The 24,884-nt window shown below is 54.4% G+C and carries 20 protein-coding genes; 10 read left to right on the top strand and 10 right to left on the bottom strand.

What is annotated here, in order from left to right; translation table 11 throughout:
- The first annotated feature begins 98 nt into the window (after positions 1 to 98).
- Together AB7038_RS14355 and AB7038_RS14350 are read left to right on the top strand one after the other, a co-directional pair.
- Complete coding sequence (locus tag AB7038_RS14355) at positions 99 to 1,121, top strand: SPFH domain-containing protein (RefSeq protein ID WP_369453549.1); 1,023 nt, start codon at positions 99 to 101, stop codon at positions 1,119 to 1,121.
- The gene (locus AB7038_RS14350; RefSeq protein ID WP_369453548.1) at positions 1,118 to 2,044 is read left to right on the top strand and encodes a sugar kinase; all 927 of its coding nucleotides are present in this window, start codon (positions 1,118 to 1,120) and stop codon (positions 2,042 to 2,044) included. The genes AB7038_RS14355 and AB7038_RS14350 overlap by 4 nt, the downstream gene beginning before the upstream one ends.
- Positions 2,045 to 2,129: 85 nt before the next feature.
- Here the strand turns inward: AB7038_RS14350 and AB7038_RS14345 are convergent, their stop codons facing one another.
- The 7 genes from AB7038_RS14345 to AB7038_RS14315 all read right to left on the bottom strand — a co-directional run bounded on the left by AB7038_RS14345 (position 2,130) and on the right by AB7038_RS14315 (position 13,974).
- Complete coding sequence (locus tag AB7038_RS14345) at positions 2,130 to 3,497, bottom strand: NCS2 family permease (RefSeq protein WP_072872271.1); 1,368 nt, start codon at positions 3,495 to 3,497, stop codon at positions 2,130 to 2,132.
- A 57-nt stretch (positions 3,498 to 3,554) separates the two neighbouring features.
- Positions 3,555 to 4,871 (bottom strand): guanine deaminase, encoded by a 1,317-nt coding sequence (gene guaD, locus AB7038_RS14340; RefSeq protein ID WP_004236071.1) that lies wholly within the window; start codon positions 4,869 to 4,871, stop codon positions 3,555 to 3,557.
- A 61-nt stretch (positions 4,872 to 4,932) separates the two neighbouring features.
- Complete coding sequence (locus tag AB7038_RS14335) at positions 4,933 to 7,803, bottom strand: molybdopterin-dependent oxidoreductase Mo/Fe-S-binding subunit (RefSeq protein ID WP_369453547.1); 2,871 nt, start codon at positions 7,801 to 7,803, stop codon at positions 4,933 to 4,935.
- A gap of 3 nt (positions 7,804 to 7,806) precedes the next feature.
- Positions 7,807 to 8,580 (bottom strand): molybdopterin-dependent oxidoreductase FAD-binding subunit, encoded by a 774-nt coding sequence (ygfM, locus tag AB7038_RS14330; RefSeq protein ID WP_368890101.1) that lies wholly within the window; start codon positions 8,578 to 8,580, stop codon positions 7,807 to 7,809.
- Positions 8,581 to 8,639: 59 nt separating this feature from the next.
- Complete coding sequence (gene ssnA / locus AB7038_RS14325; protein WP_369453546.1) at positions 8,640 to 9,965, bottom strand: putative aminohydrolase SsnA; 1,326 nt, start codon at positions 9,963 to 9,965, stop codon at positions 8,640 to 8,642.
- A 2-nt stretch (positions 9,966 to 9,967) separates the two neighbouring features.
- Complete coding sequence (gene ygfK / locus AB7038_RS14320; protein WP_369453545.1) at positions 9,968 to 13,078, bottom strand: putative selenate reductase subunit YgfK; 3,111 nt, start codon at positions 13,076 to 13,078, stop codon at positions 9,968 to 9,970.
- Positions 13,079 to 13,422: 344 nt separating this feature from the next.
- Positions 13,423 to 13,974 (bottom strand): NTP transferase domain-containing protein, encoded by a 552-nt coding sequence (locus AB7038_RS14315; RefSeq protein WP_369453544.1) that lies wholly within the window; start codon positions 13,972 to 13,974, stop codon positions 13,423 to 13,425.
- Positions 13,975 to 14,120: 146 nt separating this feature from the next.
- Here AB7038_RS14315 and yqeC point away from each other — a divergent pair, with 146 nt between their 5' ends.
- Positions 14,121 to 14,936 carry a selenium cofactor biosynthesis protein YqeC gene (yqeC, locus tag AB7038_RS14310; RefSeq protein ID WP_072872266.1) on the top strand — a complete coding sequence of 272 codons (816 nt, stop codon included), beginning with the start codon at positions 14,121 to 14,123 and terminating at the stop codon, positions 14,934 to 14,936.
- Positions 14,937 to 14,976: 40 nt separating this feature from the next.
- A complete protein-coding gene (yqeB, locus tag AB7038_RS14305) occupies positions 14,977 to 16,593 on the top strand; it encodes a selenium-dependent molybdenum cofactor biosynthesis protein YqeB (protein WP_368890106.1) in 1,617 nt (538 codons plus the stop codon).
- Between the two features lie 38 nt (positions 16,594 to 16,631).
- Here the strand turns inward: yqeB and AB7038_RS14300 are convergent, their stop codons facing one another.
- Positions 16,632 to 17,990, bottom strand: a complete 1,359-nt coding sequence (locus AB7038_RS14300) for an Nramp family divalent metal transporter (protein ID WP_072872264.1) — start codon at positions 17,988 to 17,990, stop codon at positions 16,632 to 16,634.
- A gap of 174 nt (positions 17,991 to 18,164) precedes the next feature.
- Between AB7038_RS14300 and AB7038_RS14295 the strand changes: the two genes are divergently transcribed.
- The 3 genes from AB7038_RS14295 to AB7038_RS14285 all read left to right on the top strand — a co-directional run bounded on the left by AB7038_RS14295 (position 18,165) and on the right by AB7038_RS14285 (position 20,176).
- Complete coding sequence (locus AB7038_RS14295) at positions 18,165 to 18,497, top strand: toxin-activating lysine-acyltransferase (protein ID WP_369453543.1); 333 nt, start codon at positions 18,165 to 18,167, stop codon at positions 18,495 to 18,497.
- Complete coding sequence (locus AB7038_RS14290) at positions 18,494 to 18,838, top strand: hypothetical protein (protein ID WP_369453542.1); 345 nt, start codon at positions 18,494 to 18,496, stop codon at positions 18,836 to 18,838. Before AB7038_RS14295 ends, AB7038_RS14290 begins: the two co-directional genes overlap by 4 nt.
- A gap of 126 nt (positions 18,839 to 18,964) precedes the next feature.
- The gene (locus tag AB7038_RS14285; RefSeq protein ID WP_368890137.1) at positions 18,965 to 20,176 is read left to right on the top strand and encodes a mechanosensitive ion channel family protein; all 1,212 of its coding nucleotides are present in this window, start codon (positions 18,965 to 18,967) and stop codon (positions 20,174 to 20,176) included.
- Between the two features lie 109 nt (positions 20,177 to 20,285).
- On the opposite strand, the gene tetR(D) is transcribed toward AB7038_RS14285, so the two are convergent.
- Positions 20,286 to 20,915 (bottom strand): tetracycline resistance transcriptional repressor TetR(D), encoded by a 630-nt coding sequence (tetR(D), locus tag AB7038_RS14280; protein ID WP_369453541.1) that lies wholly within the window; start codon positions 20,913 to 20,915, stop codon positions 20,286 to 20,288.
- Between the two features lie 94 nt (positions 20,916 to 21,009).
- On the opposite strand from tetR(D), the gene tet(D) reads away from it, so the two are divergent.
- From tet(D) to fghA, 3 genes are all read left to right on the top strand, one after another.
- Positions 21,010 to 22,194, top strand: a complete 1,185-nt coding sequence (tet(D), locus tag AB7038_RS14275) for a tetracycline efflux MFS transporter Tet(D) (RefSeq protein WP_369453540.1) — start codon at positions 21,010 to 21,012, stop codon at positions 22,192 to 22,194.
- Between the two features lie 94 nt (positions 22,195 to 22,288).
- Complete coding sequence (locus tag AB7038_RS14270) at positions 22,289 to 23,398, top strand: S-(hydroxymethyl)glutathione dehydrogenase/class III alcohol dehydrogenase (protein WP_369453539.1); 1,110 nt, start codon at positions 22,289 to 22,291, stop codon at positions 23,396 to 23,398.
- 21 nt (positions 23,399 to 23,419) lie between these two features.
- Positions 23,420 to 24,250: an S-formylglutathione hydrolase gene (fghA, locus tag AB7038_RS14265; RefSeq protein ID WP_369453538.1), complete on the top strand. Its 831-nt coding sequence runs from the start codon at positions 23,420 to 23,422 to the stop codon at positions 24,248 to 24,250.
- A gap of 6 nt (positions 24,251 to 24,256) precedes the next feature.
- Here fghA and AB7038_RS14260 read toward each other — a convergent pair whose 3' ends face one another.
- Positions 24,257 to 24,808, bottom strand: a complete 552-nt coding sequence (locus AB7038_RS14260) for an RNA 2'-phosphotransferase (protein ID WP_369453537.1) — start codon at positions 24,806 to 24,808, stop codon at positions 24,257 to 24,259.
- Positions 24,809 to 24,884: the final 76 nt, after the last annotated feature.

Genomic DNA, 24,884 nt, shown 5'->3' with positions numbered 1-24,884 from the left:
AAATTAAATGTCATTCAGACACTAATTAAGCTTGACATCATTAGTGTCTGTAGGTCACTATATCGTTATTGTCATAACGACACTAATGAGGTGATGCCATGTTTAATTTAAAATTCTTTAAAGCTGACCCGTCCACATTTGTTATCCGTTCCGTGAACGGTCATGTCAAAAGCCAGGGGCAGGGCCTGAGTTTCTGGTACAACAGCGCGACCACATCGATAGCCGCCATGCCGTTAAGTGCGCAGGAAACCCCGTTTATTTTCAATTTTCAGACGGCGGATTTCCAGAGTCTCCGCGTTCAGGGACAACTCTCCTTTCAGGTCAGTGCGCCGGAAAAAACGGCCGGGGTGCTTAACTTTGTGCTCAACCGGGACGGAAAAACCTACGCGACCGACGACCCGATGAAACTGAATGACCGCATTGTCCGCGCGGCACAAACCATTATCCAGGCGGAGATCCAGTCCACGCCGCTGCGTCAGGCCTTGTTGCTCAGTCAGTCGCTGGTGGCACTGGTGCAGTCACGTCTGTCACAACAGACCGTGGTTGAAGCGCTGGGGATCACCATTCTGGATTTTTCTGTCACCGCCATTACCCCGACACCGGAAACGGCCCGCGCACTTGAGGCGGAAGCCCGGGAATCCCTGCTGAAAGAAGCCGATGATGCGATTTATGCGCGGCGCAAATCGTCTGTTGAGCAGGAACGCACGATCAAAGAGGCCGAGCTGGAGACCGATCTCTCTGTGCAGAAAAAAGAACAGCAGATAGAGGAATCCCGGCTGGAAAATGAACGTACACTGCTGCGTGAGCAGGCCGTCATGGAGCAGGAACGGCTGGCGGCAGAAATCAGCGGCGAGCAGCAGCGTCAGACGCTGGTTGCGCTCAGTGCCGATAACCAGCGGGTTCAGTCCGACGCCGATGCGTATGCGATTGAAACCAAAATGAAAGCGTACCGCGAACTGCCGGTGGAAAATCTCAAAGCGCTGGCACTGAGCCGGATGGCACCGGAACAACTGATGGCGATGGCGTTTGAGTCACTGGCTCAGAATGCCGGAAAAATTGGTGAGCTGAATATTGCGCCGGATATGTTCAGCCAGATGATGAAAAAAGGGAGCAAAGCATGAGCCGCCGGGATGAGGTACGGTTTGTTCTGGTCACACAGAAAACCCGGTTGCAGGAGTTAATCGCCCGTTTCAATACCTGGCCGCAGGCGAAGTTTTACCTGGAGCATAACGGCATCGCCGTGAGTGACTATCTTGCGGAGCATGACCGCTACCAGGCGCAGCTGACAGAGGCGAAACGCATCCTGCTGCAGGCGGGTCAGGTACAGGTTCCGGATCGCATGCTGCTGCCGGGCTATCAGTTTTCTGACCGCGATATTGTGGTGATTATCGGCCGCGACGGGCTGGTGGCGAATACTCTGAAATACCTGAACGGCCAGCCGGTGATTGCGGTTAACCCGGACCCGGAACGCTGGGACGGCATATTGCTGCCTTTTGAGCTGCCGCAGCTGGAATCAGTGGTGACGCGGACACTGAACCGGGATATGCCGTCGAAAGCCCTGAGTTTCGCACAGGCGGTCACCAATGACGGACAGAAAATGCTGGCGGTCAATGATCTGTTTATCGGGCCGAAAAGTCACACATCGGCCCGCTATATTCTCAGTCACGGCGGGCAGGCGGAAGCGCAGTCTTCCTCCGGGGTGATTGTCTCAACAGGTCTGGGTTCCACTGGCTGGCTGCAATCGGTTCTGGCCGGTGCGCTGGGGGTGACCGGCGGCAGTTCACATCCGCTGCGTGCCGGGATCGGCTGGGATGAAAAGCGGCTGCAGTTCAGTGTGCGGGAGCCTTTCCCGGGACGGACATCCGGAACCTCACTGGTTTTCGGGGCGGTCGATAATACGATGACATTACAGCTTGAATCACAGATGCCGGAAAACGGGGTTATTTTTTCTGACGGGATAGAGTCCGATTTTCTGCATTTCAATGCAGGATGTATTGTCACAATCGGTATTGCGGATATACAGGGAAGGCTGATGTATGAATAACAAACTCATGCACCACCGGGCGGCGGATAACAGAACGGGGCACACAGCGTGCCCCGTAAGGAATAAAACCACGTTTGTTTATTGATCAGATAGCCCAGCCGCCCGCATAGAAGGCGACTAACACGATGGCAATAATTACAGTGCCGGTGTTGAGTTTGCGCCACTCTTTTGCCACCAGACGACCAATCACCAGAGTGACATAGCCCAGCATAATCCCGGTGACGATATTACAGGTCAGTACGATAAAGACCGCACACACCAGCCCGGACATGGCGTCGACGGAGTCGTCGAAATCCAGTTTTGCCACATTACTCAGCATCAGCAGACCGACATACATCAGTGCCGGGGCGGTTGCATAGCCCGGGATCAGGTAAGAGAGCGGAGAGAAGAACAGGATCAGCAGGAACAGCACGCCGACGGTCACGGCAGTCAGCCCGGTTTTACCGCCTGCGGCAGTCCCCGCAGCGGATTCAATATATACCGCTGCCGGAGAGGCACCCACCGCACCGGAGATAATGGAGCTGACGGAGTCCACGGTCAGGGCTTTGCCGCCGTTGATAATCTGATTGTCTTTATCCAGCAGATTGGCTTGTCCGGCCACGGCACGGATGGTACCGGTGGCATCAAACACCGCCGTCATCACCAGTGCCAGCACACTCGGCAGAACCGCTGTTTGCAGCGCACCCATAATATCCATGCTGAATATCAGGGATTTACCGTCCGCGCCACTCAGTGACGGCATGGCGATCAGCCCCTGATAGGTGACGTTCGGGTCAACAATCAGGCCGATAACCGAAATCCCGATAATCACCAGCAGGATCCCGCCCGGCACGTGCATTTTTTCCAGGCTGACAATCACCGCCAGCCCGATCAGTGACATGGCGACTGGGAAGGAGGTAAATGCCCCCATTGCCACCGGCAGACCTTCCAGCGGGTTTTTGATCACCAGGCCGACGCCGTTGGCGGCAATCAGCAGTAAGAACAGACCGATACCAATCCCGGTGCCGTGGGCTATCCCCATCGGCAGATTTCTCAGTATCCAGTTTCGCACCCCGGTAACGGATATCAGGGTAAAAATCACACCCATCAGGAAGACCGCACCGAGTGCAACCGGAATACTGATTTGCTGCCCGAGCACCAGGCTGAATGCGGTAAAGGCGGTGAGTGAAATCGCACAGCCGATAGCCATCGGCAGGTTTGCCCACAGTCCCATCATCAGAGAACCGATACTGGCGACGAGACAGGTGGCGACAAAAATAGCCCCCGGCGGGAACCCGGCTTTGCCGAGCATGGAAGGGACGACGATGACAGAATAGACCATGGCGAGGAAAGTGGTGACCCCGGCCAGGATCTCCCGTTTGACGCTGCTGCCGCGGGCGGAGATTTGAAAGTACGCGTCCAGTGCGCCTTTTGCTGCCGCCCCGGAGTTATCCGGTGTTGTATTATCAGACATAATTGCAGACCCCGAGAATGAAATGAAAATGTGTTTTAATCACTGCATTGGTGTGCGTCAGGTCCGTTCATAGACCAGGCGTCCATCGATGTAAGTCCGGTAAATCGTGCGGTCATCACCAAGCGCAATCATCACAAACAGTTTCTCCGCCAGCGTGCGTGAGTTGTCATAACGCAACTGCTGGAGCGGGGTCGCGGTCGGTTCAAGTACCACAAAATCCGCTTCTTTGCCGGCGGCAAAGTTACCGATACAGTTATCCAGCCCTAATGAATGCGCGCCGCCGAGGGTGGCGAGATAAAACGCTTCAAAGGCGGTTAAACAGGTTTTCTGCAGCTGCATCACTTTGTAAGCTTCACTCAGTGTCTGCAGCATGTTGAAGGTCGTTCCGGCACCGACATCCGTACCAATCCCGACTTTCACTTTTTTCGCCAGCGCCTTTTTCAGGTTAAACAGGCCGCTGCCGAGATAAAGGTTTGATGTCGGACAAAATGCCACCGCCGAGCCGGTATCGTGCAGGCAGTCCCACTCTTCTTCCTCAAGGTGGATACAGTGCGCAAACACACTGCGTTCACCGGTCAGTCCATAGTGGTGATAGACATCCAGGTAGTTTTTACTGTCCGGATAGAGTTCTTTTACCCACTCAATTTCTGCTTTGTTTTCATCAAGGTGAGTGTGAACCCAGGTGTCCGGATATTCCTCGCGCAGCCGCTGACACACGGCCAGCTGTTCCGGGCTGGAGGTCGGCGCAAAACGCGGGGTGATGGCATAGAGCAGACGCCCTTTTTTATGCCAGCGTTCGATCAGCGCCTTACACTCTTCGTAGCTGCTTTCCGGCGTGTCGGTGAGGTAGTCCGGCGCGTTTCTGTCCATCATCACTTTACCGGTGATGAGGCGCATATTGAGCTGGCTTGCCGCATCAAACAGGGCATTGACCGATTCCGGGTGAACAGTACTGAAGACCAGTGCGGTTGTGGTGCCGTTACGCAGCAGTTGTTTGATAAAAAACGCCGACATTTCACGGGCGTAATCAATATCCTGATACAGTTTTTCGGTCGGGAACACATGACGGTTCAGCCATTCGAGTAACTGCTCGCCGTGAGCGCCGATCATCTCACTCTGCGGATAGTGAACGTGGGTATCAATAAAGCCCGGCACCACCAGTTTCCCGGTGTAATCGCGGACACGGACGGTTTCCGGGATCAGATGCTTCCCGTCTTCCCATTGTCCGAACCACTCTATTTTTCCGTGCCGGATTAGCATCAGGCCGTCATCAATCAGGCGGACTGCATCGGGCAGATCGTCCATCGAGGTCACTACGCGGGTGATATCCAGGAACTTCCCGCGTACCGCTTTGACGGTATGTTCAGACGACATAGCTGACTCCTCTGCTTACAAAAAGCCCTCACCGGAACCGGCGAGGGCAGGGTTGATTTAATTATATTTTGCTCAGGCCGCGCAGGATTTTTTCCGGCGTGAAGTGCCATTCACGCAGCCAGACACCGCAGGCATCATGAATTGCAGTGGCGATAGCCGGTGCTGCGCCGTTAACCGCGATTTCCGAGATGGATTTCGCGCCGTACGGGCCGACATGGTCATCACTCGGCACCAGGAACGCGCGGAAGTCACGCGGGATATCGCCGATCTTCGGTGCGCCGTAGGTTTTCAGATCGCGGGTCAGTGGTACACCTTTGGCGTCGTAGCGGATCTCTTCTGACATACTGTGGCCGATGGCACGCATGGAGGCTCCGTAAATCTGACCCAGGGCCAGATCCGGGTTCACCGGCGTACCGCAGTCGAGCAGCGCGTAGAATTTATCCAGACGGATCTCACCGGTACGGGTGTTCACCGCCACTTCGGCAAAGTTTGCCCCGTACGGGAAGGCAAAGTCCGGTGTGATATAACTGGCGTTTGCCACCAGCACACCAAACCCGGTACCGCCCTCGGCAGCATGCGCCAGATCCCCGAAGCTGATTTCACCTTTCTTACCGCGTACCACACCGGGAGCCGCAAGGGTGACATCCTCCACCGGCTCACCGATTTGCGCGGCACCGTGGAACAGGATTTTCTTGCGCAGGTTTTCAGCCGCCATTTTCGCCGCATTACCGGAGAAACAGGTGCCGGAGGAGGCATACGCCCCTTTATCGAACAGCGCGTGGTCAGTATCCCCGGAGATAACATGGATATCATCCGGGCAGCAGCACAGCACTTCGGCGGTCAGTTTTTTGACCACGGTATCCAGACCGGTACCGATATCCGCCCCGCCGGAGTGGACGATAAAGGTGCCGTCAGATTCCAGTTTGACCATACAGTTTGCCTGGTCGATATCCGGAATCCCGGATTTCTGCATGATGATGGCCACGCCGCGCCCGGTTTTCCAGTCGCCGTCCTGCTTACGCGGGGAATCCCAGTTGATAAGCTCGCGGCCTTTTTTCAGGATCGGGCCGAGGGCGCAGCTGGCAGCAGTCGGTACCGAGGTCGGCATTTTCCCTTCCCCGATAGCGCCGAGGATCTTCAGTTCCTGACCTTCATGCACGCGGTTGGTTTCAATCAGATCCAGCAGGTCGATATTCAGTTCTTTTGCCAGTTCAGCCAGGATCATGGTCAGGGCGAAGTTACCTTTCGGTGCCCCGTAACCCTGATATGCCCCGGTCGGACAGATGTTGGAGTAGTAAGTGGTTACCTGAAAATCGACGTTATCACACGGATAGAGCGGCAGTGACAGCGCCGGGCCGTTACTCGGTACCGTCAGTGAGTGGTTACCGTAAGGGCCGGTGTTCGCCAGGAATTCCATATTGATGGCGGTGATTTTCCCGTCTTTTTTCGCGCCCAGTTTGATTTTCACTTTCGCCACATGACGGCTGGTGTTCGCGATAAACTCTTCTTCACGGGTGTAGCGGAATGACACCGGACGGCCGGTAACATACGTTGCCCATGCGCAGACCTCTTCCAGCAGGATATCCTGTTTGGAGCCGAAGCCGCCGCCGACACGCTCTTTGATCACATGCACTTTGTTCTGTTTCAGGCCGAGAATACGCGCCACCTGGCGGCGTAAGTGCCACGGTACCTGAGTGGAGGCGTGGATCACCAGACGGTCGCCGTTCATGTAGGTGTAGCAGATATGCGGTTCGGTCGGGCACTGCTGAACCTGTCGGGATTCATAGGTGCGCTCGATAACGGTATCCGCTTCCGCAAAGCCTTTATCCAGATCCCCGATATGGCCGTGAACACCCGCAGCAATGTTTTTGCACGGTTTTGCACCGATCGGGAAGTTAATCTGTAAATGCTCGCCGCGATCTGCCGCGTTCTTATTCTGCTCTGCCAGGTCAGCCGGAGCACCGTTAACATAAATCACCGGCTCATCATGCACCAGCGGTGCGCCGTCAGCTTTGGCTTCATCGATAGACAGAACCGGTTTCAGCACTTCATATTCGACTTCGATTAACGACAATGCTTTCAGTGCGATAGCTTCGTTTTCTGCCACCACAGCGGCCACGCGGTCACCGACGTGACGGAGTTTTTTACCGAACATGCGGCGGTCAAGCGGAGACGGCTCCGGCGCACTCTGTCCGCCCGGGGTGTAATACACATCCGGACAGTTTTTGTGGGTGATCACATGCACCACGCCCGGCAGGGCTTCCGCTTTGCTGACATCCAGGCGGGTGATCAGCGCGTGAGCGTGCGGGCTGCGCAGCATCTTGATAACACAGGTATTGGCCGGAATGCGGTCTTCCACATAGCACGGTTTTGCCTGCACCATCACGGCAGCATCGGTTTTCGGCGTGACTTTCCCGACAACGGTCAGGTCATCGCGGAAGGCCGGAGCATTATCGGCTTTGTAGTGCGGATCTTTACGGCGTTTTACCAGCAGATCAATGACTTCATAGAATTGCTGATAACCGGCATCACGGCTGAACAGACCGGAAAGCGCATCATCAGTCTGGTCGCGATCCGGCTCCGGAATGCGTTTGATAAGATCTGTCAGGATCAGGGCAGCCGCCGGGTCGTTATAACCGGATTGGATCACACCCACATCCACCATCGCCTGCTGAACATCACTCAGTTCATTCCACTTGCCGAGTGATTCGGCGGTTTCAATCACTGCGCCTTCCAGTTGTGCGGCTATCAGCAATGATGCGTTGACAATACGGCCGTTGAATAAAATGGCATCAGAGCCTGCGAAACCATAGCCGTCATCGCTGTTACGTACAGAGTGCATACCCAGGCTGAACAGAATGTTGCGGACGTTTTCGCCCGGAATGCAATCGGGTGAATGCGGGGTGCCGTTAAGTATAAAATGGACGTTCATTTCTTATTCCTCCCCCATTTGCCGGCAATCTGTCAGCAGATCTGAAACTAAAATTCCGGTGATATAGCGTTTATATTCTTCACTGCCCAGTAAATCCGCTTTCGGCTTCACCGCCTGACTGACGGCTTTCTCCAGCGCTTCCCCGCTGAGATTTTTCGCCTCAACCTGCGGCAGACGGCTGATACCGCAACCGACACCGTCAACGGCGATCCGCTGCTCATTATTGCCGGTCAGTGCGACAGCGGCAGTGACCACAGCCCAGCCGTCAGCGGTTTCGCGGACAGTTCGGGTGGCACAGCGGCGGAACGGATCCTGTAAAATCAGATGGGTGATCAGGCGGTCATCCGGTGCGGCGAGATAGCTTTCCAGCGGGATCACATCATTACTGGCCAGCTGAACCTGAGCATCCAGCACCAGCAGCACCGGCAGCAGCGCATGCTCGCGCTGACAGGCGGCGATCTCCCCGCCGATGGTGGCCTGGTTACGGATGTGGCGTGAATAGATAAAACCGAGCGCGTCATACAGCGCACGCGGGATCAGCGGGCTTTCACGCAGCGCTTCCAGCGTGACAACCGCGCCGATGCGCAGAATACCATCCTGCCATTCGATAGACTTCAGCGGCAGCAGTGACAGTGAAATAGCGACGGTGCGGTCAGTTTTGGTCGGTACCGCATTCAGTTTACTGCCGCCTGCAAACCAGACGGCGCTTTCCTGAAAGCGTTGTTTCAGCTCAGTTGCCTGCGTTAAGGTGGCAGGGCGGAAAAATTGTTCGATCATGGGTTACCCCTACATTGCTCTTCAGACCTGCGGCAGTGCCGCAGGCCATGGTTTTTTTATTACAGTGCGTCCATCCGGGCCCACATCTTTTTCGCGGCTTTGCGTGCTTCTGCAAAGAGCGGTTCGATATCGAACGGGAACTGACGGTTTTCATACACCATCACACCATCCACCATCACGCTGTTCACACTGTTGGATCCTAAACCGAAGGCCAGATGGCCCGGCAGATTATCCCCGGTGAACGGTGTCGGTGGGGTGTAATCACAGATGGTCAGGTCAGCCTGATAGCCGGTTTCCACGCGGCCGAACTGTTTGCCGAAGTTACGCGCCAGCAAGCGGTTACCGTTCCACAGGAAGCGGGTGAAGCTGTCCGGCCACATAGAACCGCCTGCATCGCGGTGTTTAAAGAAGGCAAACTTCATTTCTTCTAACATATCGGAGCCGATACCGTCTGTGCCGAGCACCACGTTGTTGTAGTCACCCAGACGGTGGTTGTAACCGACATGGTTGTTCATATTGGAGCGGGCGTTGTGAACCAGGAAGCCATCTTTTTTATTCAGCAGCTCAATATCTGCGGAAGAAAGATACAGGCCGTGGGCGATCAGGGTTTTTTCATCAATCAGGTCAAACTCACCCAGGCGGATCAGCAGGTCCTTGCCGTATTTGTCGTGGCTGAAAGAGACGTCATAACTGTCTTCCGCCGCATGAATATGCAGGCCGCGTCCGGTTTTCTTAATCGCCTCGCGCAGCATTTTCAGACCTTCATCTGCCACGGTAAACGGTGCGTGTGCCCCGATGTGCGCTTCCACCAGATAGCGGGATTTACCGCTTTTGCGTTCGCTGTCGATAAGTTCCGCAAAGGCGATATTCTCTTCCACTCCGGCTTCCAGCTCTTTCAGGCCGCCGTTACGGTCGGTGGTTTCGTAGCAGGTCATGCCGCGCAGACCGGCTTTCAGGAAGCCGTCACGCAGGGTTTTCAGGGAACCGGCGATATAGTTTGGTGAGGCGTGATGGTCAATCACCGAGGTACAGCCGCTCTTAATCGCTTCGAGAGAGCAGATAAGGCCGCTGTAATAAAGGGATTCTTCATCCAGCGCGCGGTCGAGCCGCCACCACAGGTTTTTCAGGGTGGAGATAAAATCCGGGCTCGGCGCAATATTCGCCATGATGCCGCGTGACAGGCCGGAATAGAAATGGTTATGGGAGCAGACGATCCCCGGCATCACCAGTTTGCCGTTCATCTCTTTGACTTCCGCGCCCGGGTAACGGGAATGAAGCCCGTTACCCACAGCCGCAATTTTGTCACCCTCAATGGCGATATCGGTACCTTCGCGGATCCCCGCCGGTTCGAACTCAACAATGGTGGCATTTTTCAGAATCAGCATAATTATTTCTCCACCCGGCCTAACAGATAACGATAGTGTTTATGGACATGGCTCATGATGCGGCACATCTCTTCCAGCTCCTGAGGAACCTGACTGAATTCCCCGTCAGCACCCAGCTGTAATTTGCTGACTTTGCCATCGAGGCGGACAGTAAAGGTGCTGCCGTCAGCCAGGAAGCCCGGGTTGGTGCTGTTTTCGAAGTCTTCCGGCAGGCTGAAGATAGTGACTTTGTCTTTGTACGGCTTGCCCTGCCACGGACAGAACTGGGCACAGTTGCCGCACTCGTTACACATCGCATCCAGGTGCAGGGTCTGATAACGGTTACGGAAGCCCGGAATCGCCACTGAAATGTTGGCGCGGTTCGGGCACACATCGACACACTTCGCACAGATGTAGTTACATTCCAGGCAGCGCTCTGCTTCCTGTTTCACGAACGCCTCGCGGTCGTCGCTGTCCACCATCTGCACGGCGATAGCGCCTTTGCGGTCCGTAATATCCTGTGGATCGACATTGAGCCAGTATTTACCGTTGTAGTGAGAGAGGATATTTTCGCGCTCCAGAATGGCATCCGTCGCACGACCCGCATCACCGATAGCTGCAACGATAGAAGACGGGCCGTTCTGCACGTCACCAATCAGGAACACATTGGCGCGGGTGGTTTCACCGCTGTTGCGGTACACCGCCGGCCAGCCGTCTTCCCCCATCGGCACGCCGATTTGTGACAGCACTTCGCAATCCTGCTGTTCGCCGATAGCGGTGATTACGCTGTCGATTTTCAGGGTAACAGTCTCTTCTGTCGCCACCGGACGGCGGCGGCCTGATTCATCCGGTTCACCCAGTTTCATGGTGCGGACCAGCAGGGTACCGTCAGCATTGAACTGCTCCGGGTTGTGCAGGAACATGAATTTCACATCATCTTCAACCGCTTCTTCATACTCTTCCGGCCAGGCAGGCATTTCTGCCTGAGAACGGCGGTAGATAACGGTCACATCTTCCACACCGGCAATCCGTTTGGCGGCGCGGGCACAGTCCATCGCGGTGTTACCGGCACCGATAACCGCAACATGTTTGCCCATTTTCAGCGGCGCATTGTTGTTGTAATCATGCAGGAACGGCAGGGATTTATAGACGTTGCGGTTGTCACCGGCGAGTTTCACGCCGCTGTTTTTATCTGTCCCGATCCCGACCAGCACATAGGTGAAACCCTGCTCCAGCAGTTTATCGACGGTCAGACGCGGGTCACAGCCGTATTCAAATTTCACGCCGTGGTCGGCGACGAACTGAATATCGTGCTCAATAGTTTCACGCGGGATGCGGAAGTGCGGGATGATATTCGCCACCACACCACCGGCATTGGCTTCTTTCTCAAATACCGTCACCGGATGACCGGCACGGGCGAGGAAATACCCGGCAGCCAGACCGGCAGGACCGGCACCAATCACCGCGACCGGGTTTTTATCACCGGAACCGGCCGGTTTGTGCCAGCGGGCTTTGTACTCTTTCCAGCCTTTTTCCACCGCCACTTTTTTCAGTTCGCGGATATTCAGCGCACTTTCGTAATCCAGGCGGGTACAGTTGTACTGGCACTGGTGATCACAGATATGACCGGTGATAGCAGGCAGGGCGTTGCGCTGGTAAATCAGTTCCAGTGCATCCGCATAGCGGCCTTCGCCCAGCAGGCGGATATATTCAGGAATGTCCTGTTTGATGGCACAGGCGGTCACACACGGTGCGACATAACAGTCGGTCAGCGGCAGCGGGCCGCCCGCGTCGATTTCCTGGTCTGATTTCCAGTGTTTCTGGGTATATTCCATGCTGACGGCGCGTTCTGCCAGCGCATTCAGTTTACCCGTATCAATCTGCGTCATGCCCCACGCATCGGATTTATCCAGCTCACGCAGACACTCGGTCTGGCGCATATAACCGCCCGGTTTCAGCAGATCAGTCGCCATGGTGATAGGGCGGATACCGGATTCAAAAATATCGCGGATATTGAACTTGCTGGCACCGCCGGAGTAAGAAATCGGCAGTTTGCCGTCAAAATGACGGGAGAGCAGCGCGGCAACGTTGATGGAGAGCGGGAACAGTGCGCGGCCTGACATATACATCTCGCCGCCCGGCAGACGCCCTTTATTATTGATGGTACCGAGGGTGTTGGTCAGTTTGACCCCGAAACCGCGATCCACTTCCTTCGCCAGATCCAGCAGGCGCTGTAACATTTCCAGGGCACGATCCAGTTTCAGGTCATGAGAGAACGATTCCTCACTCAGCCCGATGTAATCAAAGCCGCAGGTATCGAGAATTTCACGGACACGCGGGAAGCCGAGCAGTGTCGGGTTCAGCTTCACATAGGTATTAATGTGCTTCTCTTCCAGCATGTAGCGGCAGATAGCCTCAATCTCATCCGGCGGGCAGCCGTGCATGGTGGAGAGGGTCACACCTTTGGATAAATCCCCCGGTACGCGGTCAGTCATGGCCAGCAGATCTGCTTTGCGAGCCTCCAGACCCAGCTCTTTCAGGAAGCCCGGGCGGGAAATAAAGGATTTCATTTCCTCACGGTATTTCGCGAAGACCGGCAACTGCGAGGAATCCATCATGGCGTGGATATACTGCTGCATACGCGGCTGTTTAATCCCTTCCAGGTTATAACCGACACTCATATTAAAGATGAAGGATTTGGCCTCGCCTTTGGTGCGCGGGTCAAAAATCGCTTCTAATAAATGAAGGGCAAACCAGGCTTTGAGGTATTCGTCGTGGGCTTTCGGCAGGGTAAATTCGGTGGACCATTCGGTGTTGAAACATTCGTCCTGAGCATCGATACACGGCTTTTCGAGCTCAAGTTCATCGAGGATCTGAACCGTTTTCACCTCGATAAAACGGCCGCCGGTCAGCCAGGAAACCACAATATTCTGAGCAAGCTGAGTATGGGGACCGGCCGCCGGGCCGATCGGCGTCTCACAGGTTTCACCGAAGACGGACATCAGAGGATGCTGATGCTCTCTGCGGTAAAACTGCCGTTCATTAATACCAAAAATGGAACGGCTCGCCTTATATTCTTCAAAGATCCGGTTCAGAAGTTCGCCGAACGGGACGGGACGCATTATATCTCCCATAAAACTCTCCTTGCTGCAATATGAGGGGGCATGCCGGTGGTGCCGGACATGCAACTGTATGCACTCACAGTTGCAACAATTACGCCAGGATTGTTTAAGGCTGCGGATTTGGCGTTCAGAGAAATAAAAAAATGTGAGACAAATCTAATCTTAATGTCAAAGTGTGAAACAGCTCGCACAGCGCCAAATGAGAATATGAATCAATAAAAAAGATCTTGATTACCATGGGATTAACATGTGAATAAGATTCTCAAAAAAAGAAAAAATGTATCACATTGATAATGGGAAAATTGCGTTAACAATTAATGTTATTAATGAGACGGAAGTAATAGTGTACAGCCGGATTACCCGCGATAATGCTGCTGATAAGCCTCCGGGGTATCGATGTCGGTAATAACCTCATCGCTCTGCATATTCAGGAAGGTGTGAGGACCGGCCTGCAGCCGTTTTTTCATGGTATTGCCCGCCGGGTGTGACAGCGCGGTGAGCAGGCATGTGCGGGAGAGCAGTACGGGGTGGCCCGGAACTTGCTTGTAACAGGGAAGGAGTGCGGCATCACCACGCTGTGCCCACAGGATCTGCCAGATTTCCGGGGTGAGAAACGGTACATCACCGTGGGTGAGAAAACAGTATTCGCTGGTCACTGCCTGTGCGGCCAGGCGCTGTGAAGAGAGCAGTCCGGTTTCATAATCCTGATTATGCAGGATCTGAATGCGTTTTACGGACCGATAACGCGCAGCCAGTTCCGCGCCGCGAAAGCCGGTCACCAGCAGGACCCGGTGACAAAAGCGCAGTGCGTTCGACAGACTGGTATCCAGCAGAGTGGCACCGCCGCTGCCCCACGGCAGCATCATTTTCCACTCACCCATCCGTGAGGAGAGCCCGGCCGCCGTCATTATGCAGTCCGTTTCCTGCGGGCAAAGCGGCTCCCGGACTGATAAATAAGATAAAGCGGTATCGGCTGAGGTCGGGTGAGACGGCATAATGGGTATAAACTCCGCTGATAAATATTGAAAGTGACTGATATTCAAAGGATTCGGTAATGACGATGACAACGGCCCTCAATACACAGATCCCTGTCCGAAGTTGCGCCACTATACCTGAACCGCTGCGCCGGTTATGTGATACACATCCGGGCGGCCATGCAATGGTGATCAGTATTGTCGGGGCGGGCGGCAAAACCAGCTGTCTGTTCTGGCTGGCACAGGCTTTTTCTCAATTAGGGAAAAAGGTGATGATCACCACCACCACCCATATGTTTCTGCCCCGCGAAGGGTTTCCGGTCATTCTCGCCTGTCATCCGGTCCGCCTGCCTGATGCGGTCACAAACAGAGGCTCATTTGCCTGTTATACCGGCTGGAACCCGCAGAATAATAAGGTGCGCGGCTTTTCTGCCGCTGATATTAACGCCCTGGCGGAACAAAATGCCGTTGATGTTATTTTAGCCGAAGCTGACGGAGCTCGCGGTTTTGGCATAAAAGCGCCGGCTGAGCATGAACCTTGCATACCTGATTACAGTGATTGTGTTATTGCTGTGACGGATGGCCGGCTTCTGGGGGCGTCCGTCGGGCCTGATAATGTTCACCGGTGGTCACATTTCTCTGCCGTTACCGGCTTAAACAGCGGTGATACGCTGGATTTGGGAGCGATAAGCCGCCTGATCCGGCATCCGCAGGGGATGTGGAAATCAGCACCACCGGACGCATTACGGATCTGGCTGATAAACCGCTTTTCTCAAAATGAGAATTTTTCGCCGGATATACTGGCAGACTGGATCCGCGGCACTCCGCTGAACGCTGTATGGTTCGGTGCCGTCAGGGAAGATCCCGCAATTACACACATATTGCAGCGACAATAATATCAATGATAAATGCAGGGATATCCATTGAGGTCTGTTTATGAAAATTTTTACCGAAGCAGCGAAGTTGGTTGAGAAGAATTGCCCGTTTGCCATGGCAGAAATTATTGAATGCTCAGGCAGTACTCCCCGCCATAGTGCGCAAATGCTGGTGCTGGGAGACGGAAAAACCATCGGTACCATCGGCGGCGGTATGGTGGAGCGCAAAGTGATTGAAGAGGCGATCGACGCACTGCATGAAGGGCGCTCCCGTATGTTCCACGGCCGGATGGCCCGCAACGGGCAGCATGCTGTCGGCTCTGACTGCGGCGGCGCGATGTCAGTGTATATCGCGGTTCATGGTGTGCGCCCGCGTCTGATCCTGCTCGGCGGAGGTCACGTTAACCGCGCCATTGCGCAGCTGGCAGCTTTTCTGAATATCGATATTCATGTGGCGGATGTGTATGCCGGCAGTCTGGAGCCCGATCTGTTCCCGCCGTCAACCCGCCTGTGGCACGCGCCTTCATTTACCGATGCCGTTAACCAGCTGGATCCGCAGCCGGAAGATTATGTGATTATCGCCACCAACAGCCAGGATCTGGAATCCCTCAACTGCCTTATCGGCAAACCGTTAAAATACCTCGGATTACTCGGCAGCCGCCGCAAAGTACAGACATTCACCAGACAATTAAGCGAATCCGGGGTATCTGATGCACAGCTCTCCCGGCTTCATGCGCCGGTTGGCTATGATATCGGTGCGGAAACACCGCATGAAATCGCGGTCAGTATTCTGGCTGAGCTGTTACAGGTCATGAATGATGCCCCGGGCGGGGCAATGAAACAGAACCCGGCAGAAGCCCGCAGAGCAAAACGGGTGGTGATCCGCGGTGCGGGTGACCTGGCAACCGGCGTGGCATTACGTCTGTATCACAGCGGTTTTGAAGTGGTGATGCTGGATGTCTGCAAACCGACTGTGATCCGCTGTACGGTCTCTTTCGCCCAGGCGCTCTATGACGGCGAAAGCTGTGTGGAAGGGGTCTGTGCCCGCTATGCTCATGATATTGATGAAGTAAACCGCTATCTGAAAGAAGGCACCATCCCGGTGCTGGCGGACGAACACGGCGAACTGTTACCGGCGCTGCACCCGGATGTGGTGGTGGATGCCATTATCGCCAAACGTAATGTTGCCGGTACCCACCGCAAGATGGCTCCCTGCACCATTGCCCTCGGGCCGGGCTTTGAGGCTGGTGTCGACTGTGATGCAGTGATTGAAACTCAGCGCGGCCATCACCTCGGACGGGTGATCACCCACGGCAGCGCGGCTCCGAATACCGGTATTCCGGGCAATATCAACGGTAAAACCACCGAACGCGTGTTACGCGCACCGCACAGCGGCATGATGACGCGCCATGTGAATATCGGCGACCTGGTACACGAAGGGGATGTGATTGCCCGTATCGGAGACACAGAAATTCTCTCGCCGATGGACGGCATGGTGCGCGGTCTGCTCAATGAAGGGCTGTGTGTGCCGGAAGGGTTTAAAATCGCTGACGTTGACCCGCGCGGCGCACTGGCGGACTTCCGTTCGGTTTCTGATAAAGCCCGCGCTATCGGCGGTGGTGTGCTGGAGGCTATCATGACACGGCTGAATAAAATGGACAGCGCACCGAAGTGCTGATCACGTATTTTCCGGGTACGGCACCGTACCCGGATTATTCAGGCACGAAACAGCATCCCGGCCACTTCCCGGATCAATTGTAAATTAAGGATCACCAGCACCACAGCGGACACCGTTCCGAGTATGATCGTCAGCCGCGAGTTAACAAACACTCCCATGATTTTTTTGCTCGAGGTCATCAGCAGCAGCGGAATCATTGAGAACGGCAGGGCGATACTCAGAAACACCTGGGTGTAAATCAGCAGACTTTCCACCACATCTTCACGATCCCCCCACAGGTAAATACAGATAATCACCGGGATCACGGCCAGACCACGGGTGATCACCCGGCGCAGCCACACCGGCAGGCGCAGATGAATAAAGCCTTCCATCACAATCTGCCCGGTCAGTGTACCGGTGATCGTGGCGTTCTGACCGGAGGCGAGCAGCGCCACCGCAAACAGTGTGGAGAGTGTGGCGCTGGCAATACCGCCGACGATGCCCGGATTCTGCAGCGCGTCATACAGCTGGGTGAAACGCCCGAGGTCAGACGGATCGTTACCGAAAAACAGCGCTGCGCCCAGCACCAGCAGCAGGCAATTGATAATAAAGGAAAACCCGAGCTGGATATTGGAATCAATCGTTGCAAAGCGGATCGCCTCGCGCAGCCCGGCTTCACTGCGGCGGTCATACTGACGGCTCTGCACAATAGAAGAGTGAAGATAGAGGTTGTGCGGCATCACCGTCGCCCCGACAATCCCCAGCCCGATCAGCAGGGCGGAATCCTGCCCGGCCAGTGTGGCGGTGAAGATTTTCTCTGACGGAATAAAGCCGCGCAATACCGCGCCCATGTCCGGATCTGATAGCATCACTTCGTAGGCAAAAATCAGGAAAATCGTTAAGATCAGGACAAACACAAAGGCTTCGATTTTGCGGAAACCGAGTTTCATCAGCACCAGCAGCAGAAATACATCCAGCACTGTCAGCAGTACACCGGCCATCAGCGGAATACCGAACAGCAGGTTCAGTGCCACCGCACTGCCGATCACCTCCGCAATTTCGGTCGCCATAATCGCCAGTTCCGTGGTGATCCACAACAGCGCAGCCAGCTTCGGCCCGACCCGCGCCCGGGTGGCCTGTGCCAGATCCTGGCCGGTGACGATCCCGAGTTTCGCGCACATTGCCTGCAACAGCATCGCAATCAGGCTGGACAGCAAAATCACCGACAGCAGCAGATAACTGTACAGCGCCCCGCCCTGAATCGAGGTGATCCAGTTACCGGGATCCATATATCCCACCGCCACCAGTGCACCCGGGCCGGAAAAGGCAAACAGTTTGCGCAGAAAACCGGACTTTGCCCCGGCAACCGGCACGGTATTATTGATTTCAGCCAGACTGAGTTGCGGTGTATTCAGCATGATAAATTTGCCTGTGATCGTAATGAGAACTATTATCACTATATCCCTTATCGTGATGCGGGATTATCACAATTGTGCGATCGTCACAGCTGGCGGATTTCGGATGAAACCGGGTACAGGGCTTCCCGTAATGCGCTACCCTCTCTGCGCAGGACCTGTGCAAAAGGAAGAGACATGAAAATCGGCAAATACACGGTTTATGCCCCGTTTCTGGCAGGATGTGATGAATCAGATCTGTATCAGCAGCTGCGCAGCGGTGACCGTATCTGGTTATTTGACCGGATAGCCCCTTCTGACGAGAATAATGAGATGGCAGACCTTATGATGGGCACGATTTTTCCGGATAGGTGTTTCCGTATGCTGCGTCTCAATGAGAATGAAAAAAGCATCAGGATCATTGAATTCAAAGGTCACCATCTCAGCGAACAACAGGCGCTGGCATGGCGCACCGCCCATCCGGCGATGTATCCGCAAAAAGCACAACAGAATTCACAGGAGCAGAAATGAAAAGAATCGCCGCGGCGCTCATTATTTTATCAGCAGCAGGATGTGCCGATGAAACTATTTATCCTGTCTATACGCCGAATTCCCTGAAAATGCATGCACAGGCTGCGATTAACCGCGATTTTCAGGCGGGTGATATGTCAGATCTCACTATCAGCAATATTAAAGAAAATCCGCCGTCCGTTACCGGTAAGCGGAATATTGATTTTACGGTATCCTCTGCCGCATCGGGCCGGGTTTATCACTGTATCCGCTCTGATTATTCTGTCCGCCGCTTCGGCACCCGCGATCTGAATCCGGAATCACCGGGGCATATGGTCTGTGAGCTGCAGAAAAAATCCTGAATTTTCCGCCGGCAATAACCGGTGCCGGATAACCGGTCATTGCCTGACATCATCCGTAATCAAATACACATATTTTACCTGTGTCAGACTCATACGCTGATATTTTGATGTATGCTGTGAGATATGATGGAAAAATTATCTGAATTATATGATTTTATTACCGCGAGCGCCGTTTTATCAGCGGTGATTCTGGTGGTTATTCTGCTGGTCACCTGGTTTCTCGGGCGGCTTATATTTCTGCGCGTGGCAAAACGTTTGTTGTCGTTATTTACCAACCTGACTGACGACAGTATGATCCACAGTATTGCCAAGAAAAGTGCGTCTGTCGTGTCTGTCACGCTGGTGCTGTATATTAATAAGATGCTGCCGACCTTTTCGGCAGAAATGAATATTCTGTTTAATACCGTATGCAGCGCATTCCTGATTATTAATCTGGCTTCACTGGTTAATGACGGGCTGGATATCTTTATCCTGCGTCATACCGGGCGTTCATCGTACCGTAACAGCTCAATAAAGGGATATATTGAGATCGCCAAAATCGGGGTGTGGATTGTTTCCTTTATCCTGATTATTGCGTTAATGACCTCGCAGTCACCGCTGATTATTATTTCCGGTTTCGGTGCCGTTGCGGCTGTTCTGATGTTTGTCTTTCAGCACACCTTATTATCCTTTGTGGCCAATATTCTGGTATCCAACGGTAAGGTGCTGAAACTGTATGACTGGATAGAATTACCCGGCAGCAATATCAGCGGAGAAGTGATTGATATTGCACTGCATACCATTACTGTCCGCAACTGGGATAATACAATTTCCCGGATCCCGACAAAAGATTTCCTGACCGAAAAATACACCAACTGGCAGCCGATGTTCTCTTCCGGCGGCCGCCGTATTAAACGCAGTTTTTATATTGATCAGTCCTCGGTGTCATTTGCCGATGAAACGTTGTTAGCGGAGCTGCGTGATCAGGAGTCGTTCCGTCAGTCTCTGGATGAAATATTGTCGGAAAATACCGGCTACGATGACGTAAAAGAGTGGATGGCCGCAAAAGGGGTCACTAATTTACAGCTGTTCCGCAAATATCTTCTTAACTGGATCAAAATGCGCGGTGATGTGCGGACGGATATGTATCTGGTGATCAGAACCATGTCGCCGACACCGGAGGGATTGCCGGTTGAAATATACTGTTTTACCCGCTCCACAACCTGGGTTGATTATGAGGAAACCCAGTCGCAGATATTTGAATATGTGAATGCGTCGGCTAAATATTTCCGGCTGGATATTTACCAGCAGCCGTCCGGTCATGACCTGGCGAATCTGCGCTACCGGGCAGTACGGTGATGCGTCCCGCCCGCTGATAACGGGCAAAAACGAAAAGTCGCTGTAAATACATCCCTGTACGCTCAGGCGCGTCATTCATGACGCGCATGCTTTTCGTTTCCTTTACCCGTTATCGCTGGCTCTGTCCTGAGTTGGTAAGTTGCACCTCAAACCCCAGAATCAGACTCTCCAGGCCGTGAAGAAAGGCCTGCTCACCATCATCACTGTCCATAATCTGCAGCGCTTCCCGCAATAACGGCGGCAGGTTTTCATCCGGTGCCGCCGGGCGATCGGTCAGAGCTGCGCTGTGCTCCTGCTGCTCCAGTACGGCACCGAGGGTAAAATGACTGACCGCCGAAATCGCATACAGCCCGTCACGCAGGGAAAAGCCGTTTTCAGTCATAAACCGTAACTGGGTTTCCACCGTATCATACTGTTTTTCATCAGGACGGGTGCCGAGATGCACTTTTGCCCCGTCACGGTAACGCAGCAGCGCACGGCGGAAACTCATCGCATTATTGCGCAGAAATGACTGCCAGGATTCCCCCGCCGCAGGCAGTGAATAATCATGATGGCGCGCCAGAATTTCCACCGCCAGCGCATCCAGCAGTGCCCGCTTATTTTTCACATGCCAGTAAAGTGTCGGCTGTTCTATTCCCAGCTTCTGTGCCAGTTTGCGGGTCGTCAGCCCGTCAATTCCCGTCTCATTCAGCAGTTCCAGTGCCGCATCAATAACCGATTCTCTGTTCAGCCGCGCCATGACATTCTCCTCTGATTTCAGATTGACACCCTATCATTGATAGGGATATATTCCAACTCTATCAATGATAGAGAATTAACGCAGGATCTGAAAAATGAATAAACCCGCTGTCATCGCGCTGGTGATTACACTGCTGGATGCGATGGGAATTGGCCTGATCATGCCTGTATTACCATCACTGCTGCGCGAATATCTCCCGGAAACGGATGTGGCAAATCATTACGGCATTCTGCTGGCGTTATATGCGGTGATGCAGGTCTGTTTTGCACCGCTGCTGGGCAGATGGTCAGATAAACTGGGGCGCAGACCGGTGCTGCTGTTATCGCTTGCGGGTGCTGCGTTTGATTACACGCTGCTGGCGCTGTCCAATGTGTTGTGGATGCTGTATCTCGGGCGGGTTATCTCCGGGATCACCGGTGCCACCGGCGCGGTTGCGGCTTCGGTAGTGGCGGACAGCACGGCGGTCAGTGAACGCACCGCCTGGTTCGGCCGCCTCGGTGCAGCTTTCGGGGCCGGGCTGATCGCCGGGCCGGCTATCGGCGGACTGGCCGGGGATATCTCGCCGCATCTGCCGTTTGTGATTGCGGCGATACTGAATACCTGCACCTTTCTGATGGTCTTTTTTATCTTTAAGCCGGCGGTACAGGCAGAAGAAAAACCGACAGCGCAGGAAGCGGAAAGCGCAGGTATCAGTTTTATCACACTGCTTAAACCGCTGGCGCTGCTGTTGTTTGTCTTTTTTACCGCGCAGCTTATCGGGCAGATCCCGGCCACCGTCTGGGTATTGTTTACAGAGAGCCGCTTTGCCTGGGACAGTACGGCTGTCGGGCTGTCACTGGCCGGACTCGGGGCGATGCACGCGCTGTTTCAGGCGGTGGTTGCCGGGGCGCTGGCAAAAAGGCTGAGTGAAAAAACCATCATTTTTGCCGGGTTTATCGCCGATGCCACCGCGTTTTTACTGATGTCAGCCATCACTTCCGGATGGATGGTGTATCCGGTGCTGATCCTGCTGGCAGGCGGCGGGATCGCACTGCCTGCATTGCAGGGAATTATCTCCGCCGGGGCATCGGCGGCAAATCAGGGTAAATTACAGGGCGTGCTGGTCAGCCTGACCAATCTGACCGGCGTGGCGGGTCCGCTGCTGTTTGCCTTTATCTTCAGTCAGACACAGCAAAGTGCGGACGGTACGGTGTGGCTGATCGGCACGGCACTGTACGGCCTGCTGCTGGCAATCTGTCTGCTGATCAGAAAACCGGCACCGGTGGCGGCCACCTGCTGACCGGCGCTATACAGGCAGCGCTGTTGTGCGGTATGGTGGACGGCATTCGTGCTTATCACCTGCCATGATAAGCCTCAGACACAGAGGAACCGTTATGAAATCACGAGCAGCAGTCGCCTTCGGGCCGGGTTTACCCCTTGAAATTGTTGAAATTGATGTGGCACCACCGAAAAAAGGTGAAGTGCTGGTGAAAATCAGTCACACCGGGGTATGCCATACCGATGCCTACACGCTTTCCGGTGATGATCCGGAAGGTCTGTTCCCGGTGGTGCTCGGCCATGAAGGTGCCGGGGTGGTGGTTGAGGTCGGCGAGGGTGTGATCAGTGTGAAACCGGGCGACCATGTGATCCCGCTGTACACCGCCGAGTGTGGTGAGTGTGATTTCTGTACCTCCGGTAAAACCAACCTCTGTGTTGCCGTCCGCGAAACCCAGGGCAAAGGCGTGATGCCGGACGGCACCAGCCGTTTCTCCTATAACGGTCAGCCGCTCTATCACTATATGGGCTGCTCAACATTCAGCGAATATACCGTTGTGGCGGAAGTATCACTGGCGAAAATCAATCCGCAGGCCAATGCGGAGCAGGTTTGTCTGCTCGGCTGCGGCGTGACTACCGGGATCGGCGCGGTACACAATACCGCGAAGGTACAGGAAGGGGATTCTGTGGCGGTATTCGGCCTCGGCGGTATCGGGCTGGCCGTGGTGCAGGGGGCGCGTCAGGCAAAAGCGGGGCGCATCTTTGCTATTGATACCAATCCGTCCAAGTTTGAGCTGGCAAAACAGTTCGGCGCCACAGACTGCATCAACCCCAATGATTATGACAAACCTGTTCAGCAGGTACTGGTCGAAATGACCAAATGGGGTGTGGATCATACCTTTGAATGTATCGGCAATGTCAATGTAATGCGGTCGGCACTGGAAAGTGCACACCGTGGCTGGGGGCAGTCAGTGATTATCGGGGTGGCGGGGGCCGGAAAAGAGATTTCGACCCGTCCGTTCCAGCTGGTGACCGGCCGGGTCTGGAAAGGTACGGCGTTCGGCGGCGTGAAAGGGCGTACCCAGTTGCCGGGAATGGTGGAAGATGCCATGAGCGGTAAAATTGAGCTGGCACCGTTCGTCACGCACACCATGGGACTGGATAAAATCAATGAAGCTTTTGATCTGATGCACGACGGCAAATCCATCCGTACCGTCATTCATTACTGATAACGTATTCAGGGAGATAATATGGAACGGATTGAACATCACGTCTGTTTCGGCGGCAGCCAGGAAGTCTGGCGTCACCACTCTGCGGTGACCGGTACGCCTATGACCTTTTCCGTGTTTCTGCCGGCGCAGGCAAAAACAGAGAAATGTCCGGTGCTGTACTGGCTTTCCGGGCTGACCTGCAACGAGCAGAATTTTATCACCAAAGCCGGGGCGCAGCGTTACGCAACGGAGCACGGTCTGGTGATTGTTGCGCCGGATACCAGTCCGCGCGGCAGTCAGGTGGCGGATGATAAAGAGTACGATCTCGGCCAGGGTGCCGGGTTTTATGTCAATGCCACACAGGAACCGTGGAAAGCACATTATCAGATGTATGATTACATTCTGGATGAGCTGCACACGCTGATAACCGGGCATTTCGGCACGTCGGAAAAACGCAGTATCTGCGGGCATTCGATGGGCGGGCACGGTGCACTGGTGCTGGCACTGCGTAATCCGGATGCATTTCTCAGCGTGTCGGCGTTTGCGCCGATTGTGTCACCGTCACAGGTACCGTGGGGCGAAAAAGCCTTCTCTGCCTATCTGGGAGAGGATAAAGCGGCGTGGGAACAGTATGATGCGGTGAAACTGATTGAATCCGGCCACCGGGTGACGGATGTGCTGGTTGATCAGGGCCTTGCGGATACCTTCTTCAGTAAACAACTGAAAACCGGTTTACTGAAATCGGCCTGTGAAATGCACAATATCCCGCACACCATCCGTGTGCATGCCGGTTATGATCACAGCTATTACTTCATTGCGAGTTTTATCGCCGATCATATCGCCTGGCATGCGGCACGTCTTAACGCATAAACCCGGTCAGCCGGGTTTTTTCTGCGACAGGTATTTTATCGGGACATGCGGCGTCAGCCAGACGCCGTTATCCGCCAGATAGAACGGATACCCGGTTTTATGCATCTCCCCGGCGGCAATGGTGAGCACCACCGGTTTGCCGTGACGGGCACCGACTGTCAGTACGGTATCTTCATCTGCACTGAGGTGGACATAGTGCCGTGATCCGGCAATCAGCCCCAGTTCACAGATATCACTGATAAACCGGATAGCCGTGCCGTGATAAAGAATATCCGGCGGTATCTGCGGCGGGTAATCTATCGCCACCTGTCCGGCGGAATGCCCTTGTGCCGCGCGGATATACATGCCGTCGGATGAGATAGTAAACCGCTTTTTATCGTTGCTTTCCACCACCTGTTCCAGCGTTCCGCGATCAAACGGCGTGCCGTGAACATCGGCCTGACGCAGCAGGACGGCAATCTCTGTCCAGCCTTCATTATCGAGGCGGATCCCGATGGCATCCGGTTTGTGTCTCAGGACATAACTCAGAAATTTGCTGATTTTATCGTATTGATTCATTTTCTTTTTACGGTTTTCACCGGTGATCCGGCGGTGACATCATGGCGGAATTATACGCGCCTGCGGCGGCAAAGGG

It is taken from the genome of Morganella morganii, from assembly GCF_041099235.1.
In the GTDB taxonomy this organism is placed as follows: Bacteria; Pseudomonadota; Gammaproteobacteria; order Enterobacterales; family Enterobacteriaceae; genus Morganella; species Morganella morganii_E.
This window is presented reverse-complemented; position numbering and strand designations above follow the sequence as displayed.

Excerpts from the sequence above, each read along its gene's own strand:
- AB7038_RS14355 (WP_369453549.1), top strand. The coding sequence starts at position 99 with ATGTTTAATTTAAAATTCTTTAAAGCTGACCCGTCCACATTTGTTATC.
- AB7038_RS14350 (WP_369453548.1), top strand. The coding sequence starts at position 1,118 with ATGAGCCGCCGGGATGAGGTACGGTTTGTTCTGGTCACACAGAAAACC.
- AB7038_RS14345 (WP_072872271.1), bottom strand. The coding sequence starts at position 3,497 with ATGTCTGATAATACAACACCGGATAACTCCGGGGCGGCAGCAAAAGGC.
- guaD (WP_004236071.1), bottom strand. The coding sequence starts at position 4,871 with ATGTCGTCTGAACATACCGTCAAAGCGGTACGCGGGAAGTTCCTGGAT.
- AB7038_RS14335 (WP_369453547.1), bottom strand. The coding sequence starts at position 7,803 with ATGAACGTCCATTTTATACTTAACGGCACCCCGCATTCACCCGATTGC.
- ygfM (WP_368890101.1), bottom strand. The coding sequence starts at position 8,580 with ATGATCGAACAATTTTTCCGCCCTGCCACCTTAACGCAGGCAACTGAG.
- ssnA (WP_369453546.1), bottom strand. The coding sequence starts at position 9,965 with ATGCTGATTCTGAAAAATGCCACCATTGTTGAGTTCGAACCGGCGGGG.
- ygfK (WP_369453545.1), bottom strand. The coding sequence starts at position 13,078 with ATGGGAGATATAATGCGTCCCGTCCCGTTCGGCGAACTTCTGAACCGG.
- AB7038_RS14315 (WP_369453544.1), bottom strand. The coding sequence starts at position 13,974 with ATGACGGCGGCCGGGCTCTCCTCACGGATGGGTGAGTGGAAAATGATG.
- yqeC (WP_072872266.1), top strand. The coding sequence starts at position 14,121 with ATGACGATGACAACGGCCCTCAATACACAGATCCCTGTCCGAAGTTGC.
- yqeB (WP_368890106.1), top strand. The coding sequence starts at position 14,977 with ATGAAAATTTTTACCGAAGCAGCGAAGTTGGTTGAGAAGAATTGCCCG.
- AB7038_RS14300 (WP_072872264.1), bottom strand. The coding sequence starts at position 17,990 with ATGCTGAATACACCGCAACTCAGTCTGGCTGAAATCAATAATACCGTG.
- AB7038_RS14295 (WP_369453543.1), top strand. The coding sequence starts at position 18,165 with ATGAAAATCGGCAAATACACGGTTTATGCCCCGTTTCTGGCAGGATGT.
- AB7038_RS14290 (WP_369453542.1), top strand. The coding sequence starts at position 18,494 with ATGAAAAGAATCGCCGCGGCGCTCATTATTTTATCAGCAGCAGGATGT.
- AB7038_RS14285 (WP_368890137.1), top strand. The coding sequence starts at position 18,965 with ATGGAAAAATTATCTGAATTATATGATTTTATTACCGCGAGCGCCGTT.
- AB7038_RS14270 (WP_369453539.1), top strand. The coding sequence starts at position 22,289 with ATGAAATCACGAGCAGCAGTCGCCTTCGGGCCGGGTTTACCCCTTGAA.
- fghA (WP_369453538.1), top strand. The coding sequence starts at position 23,420 with ATGGAACGGATTGAACATCACGTCTGTTTCGGCGGCAGCCAGGAAGTC.
- AB7038_RS14260 (WP_369453537.1), bottom strand. The coding sequence starts at position 24,808 with ATGAATCAATACGATAAAATCAGCAAATTTCTGAGTTATGTCCTGAGA.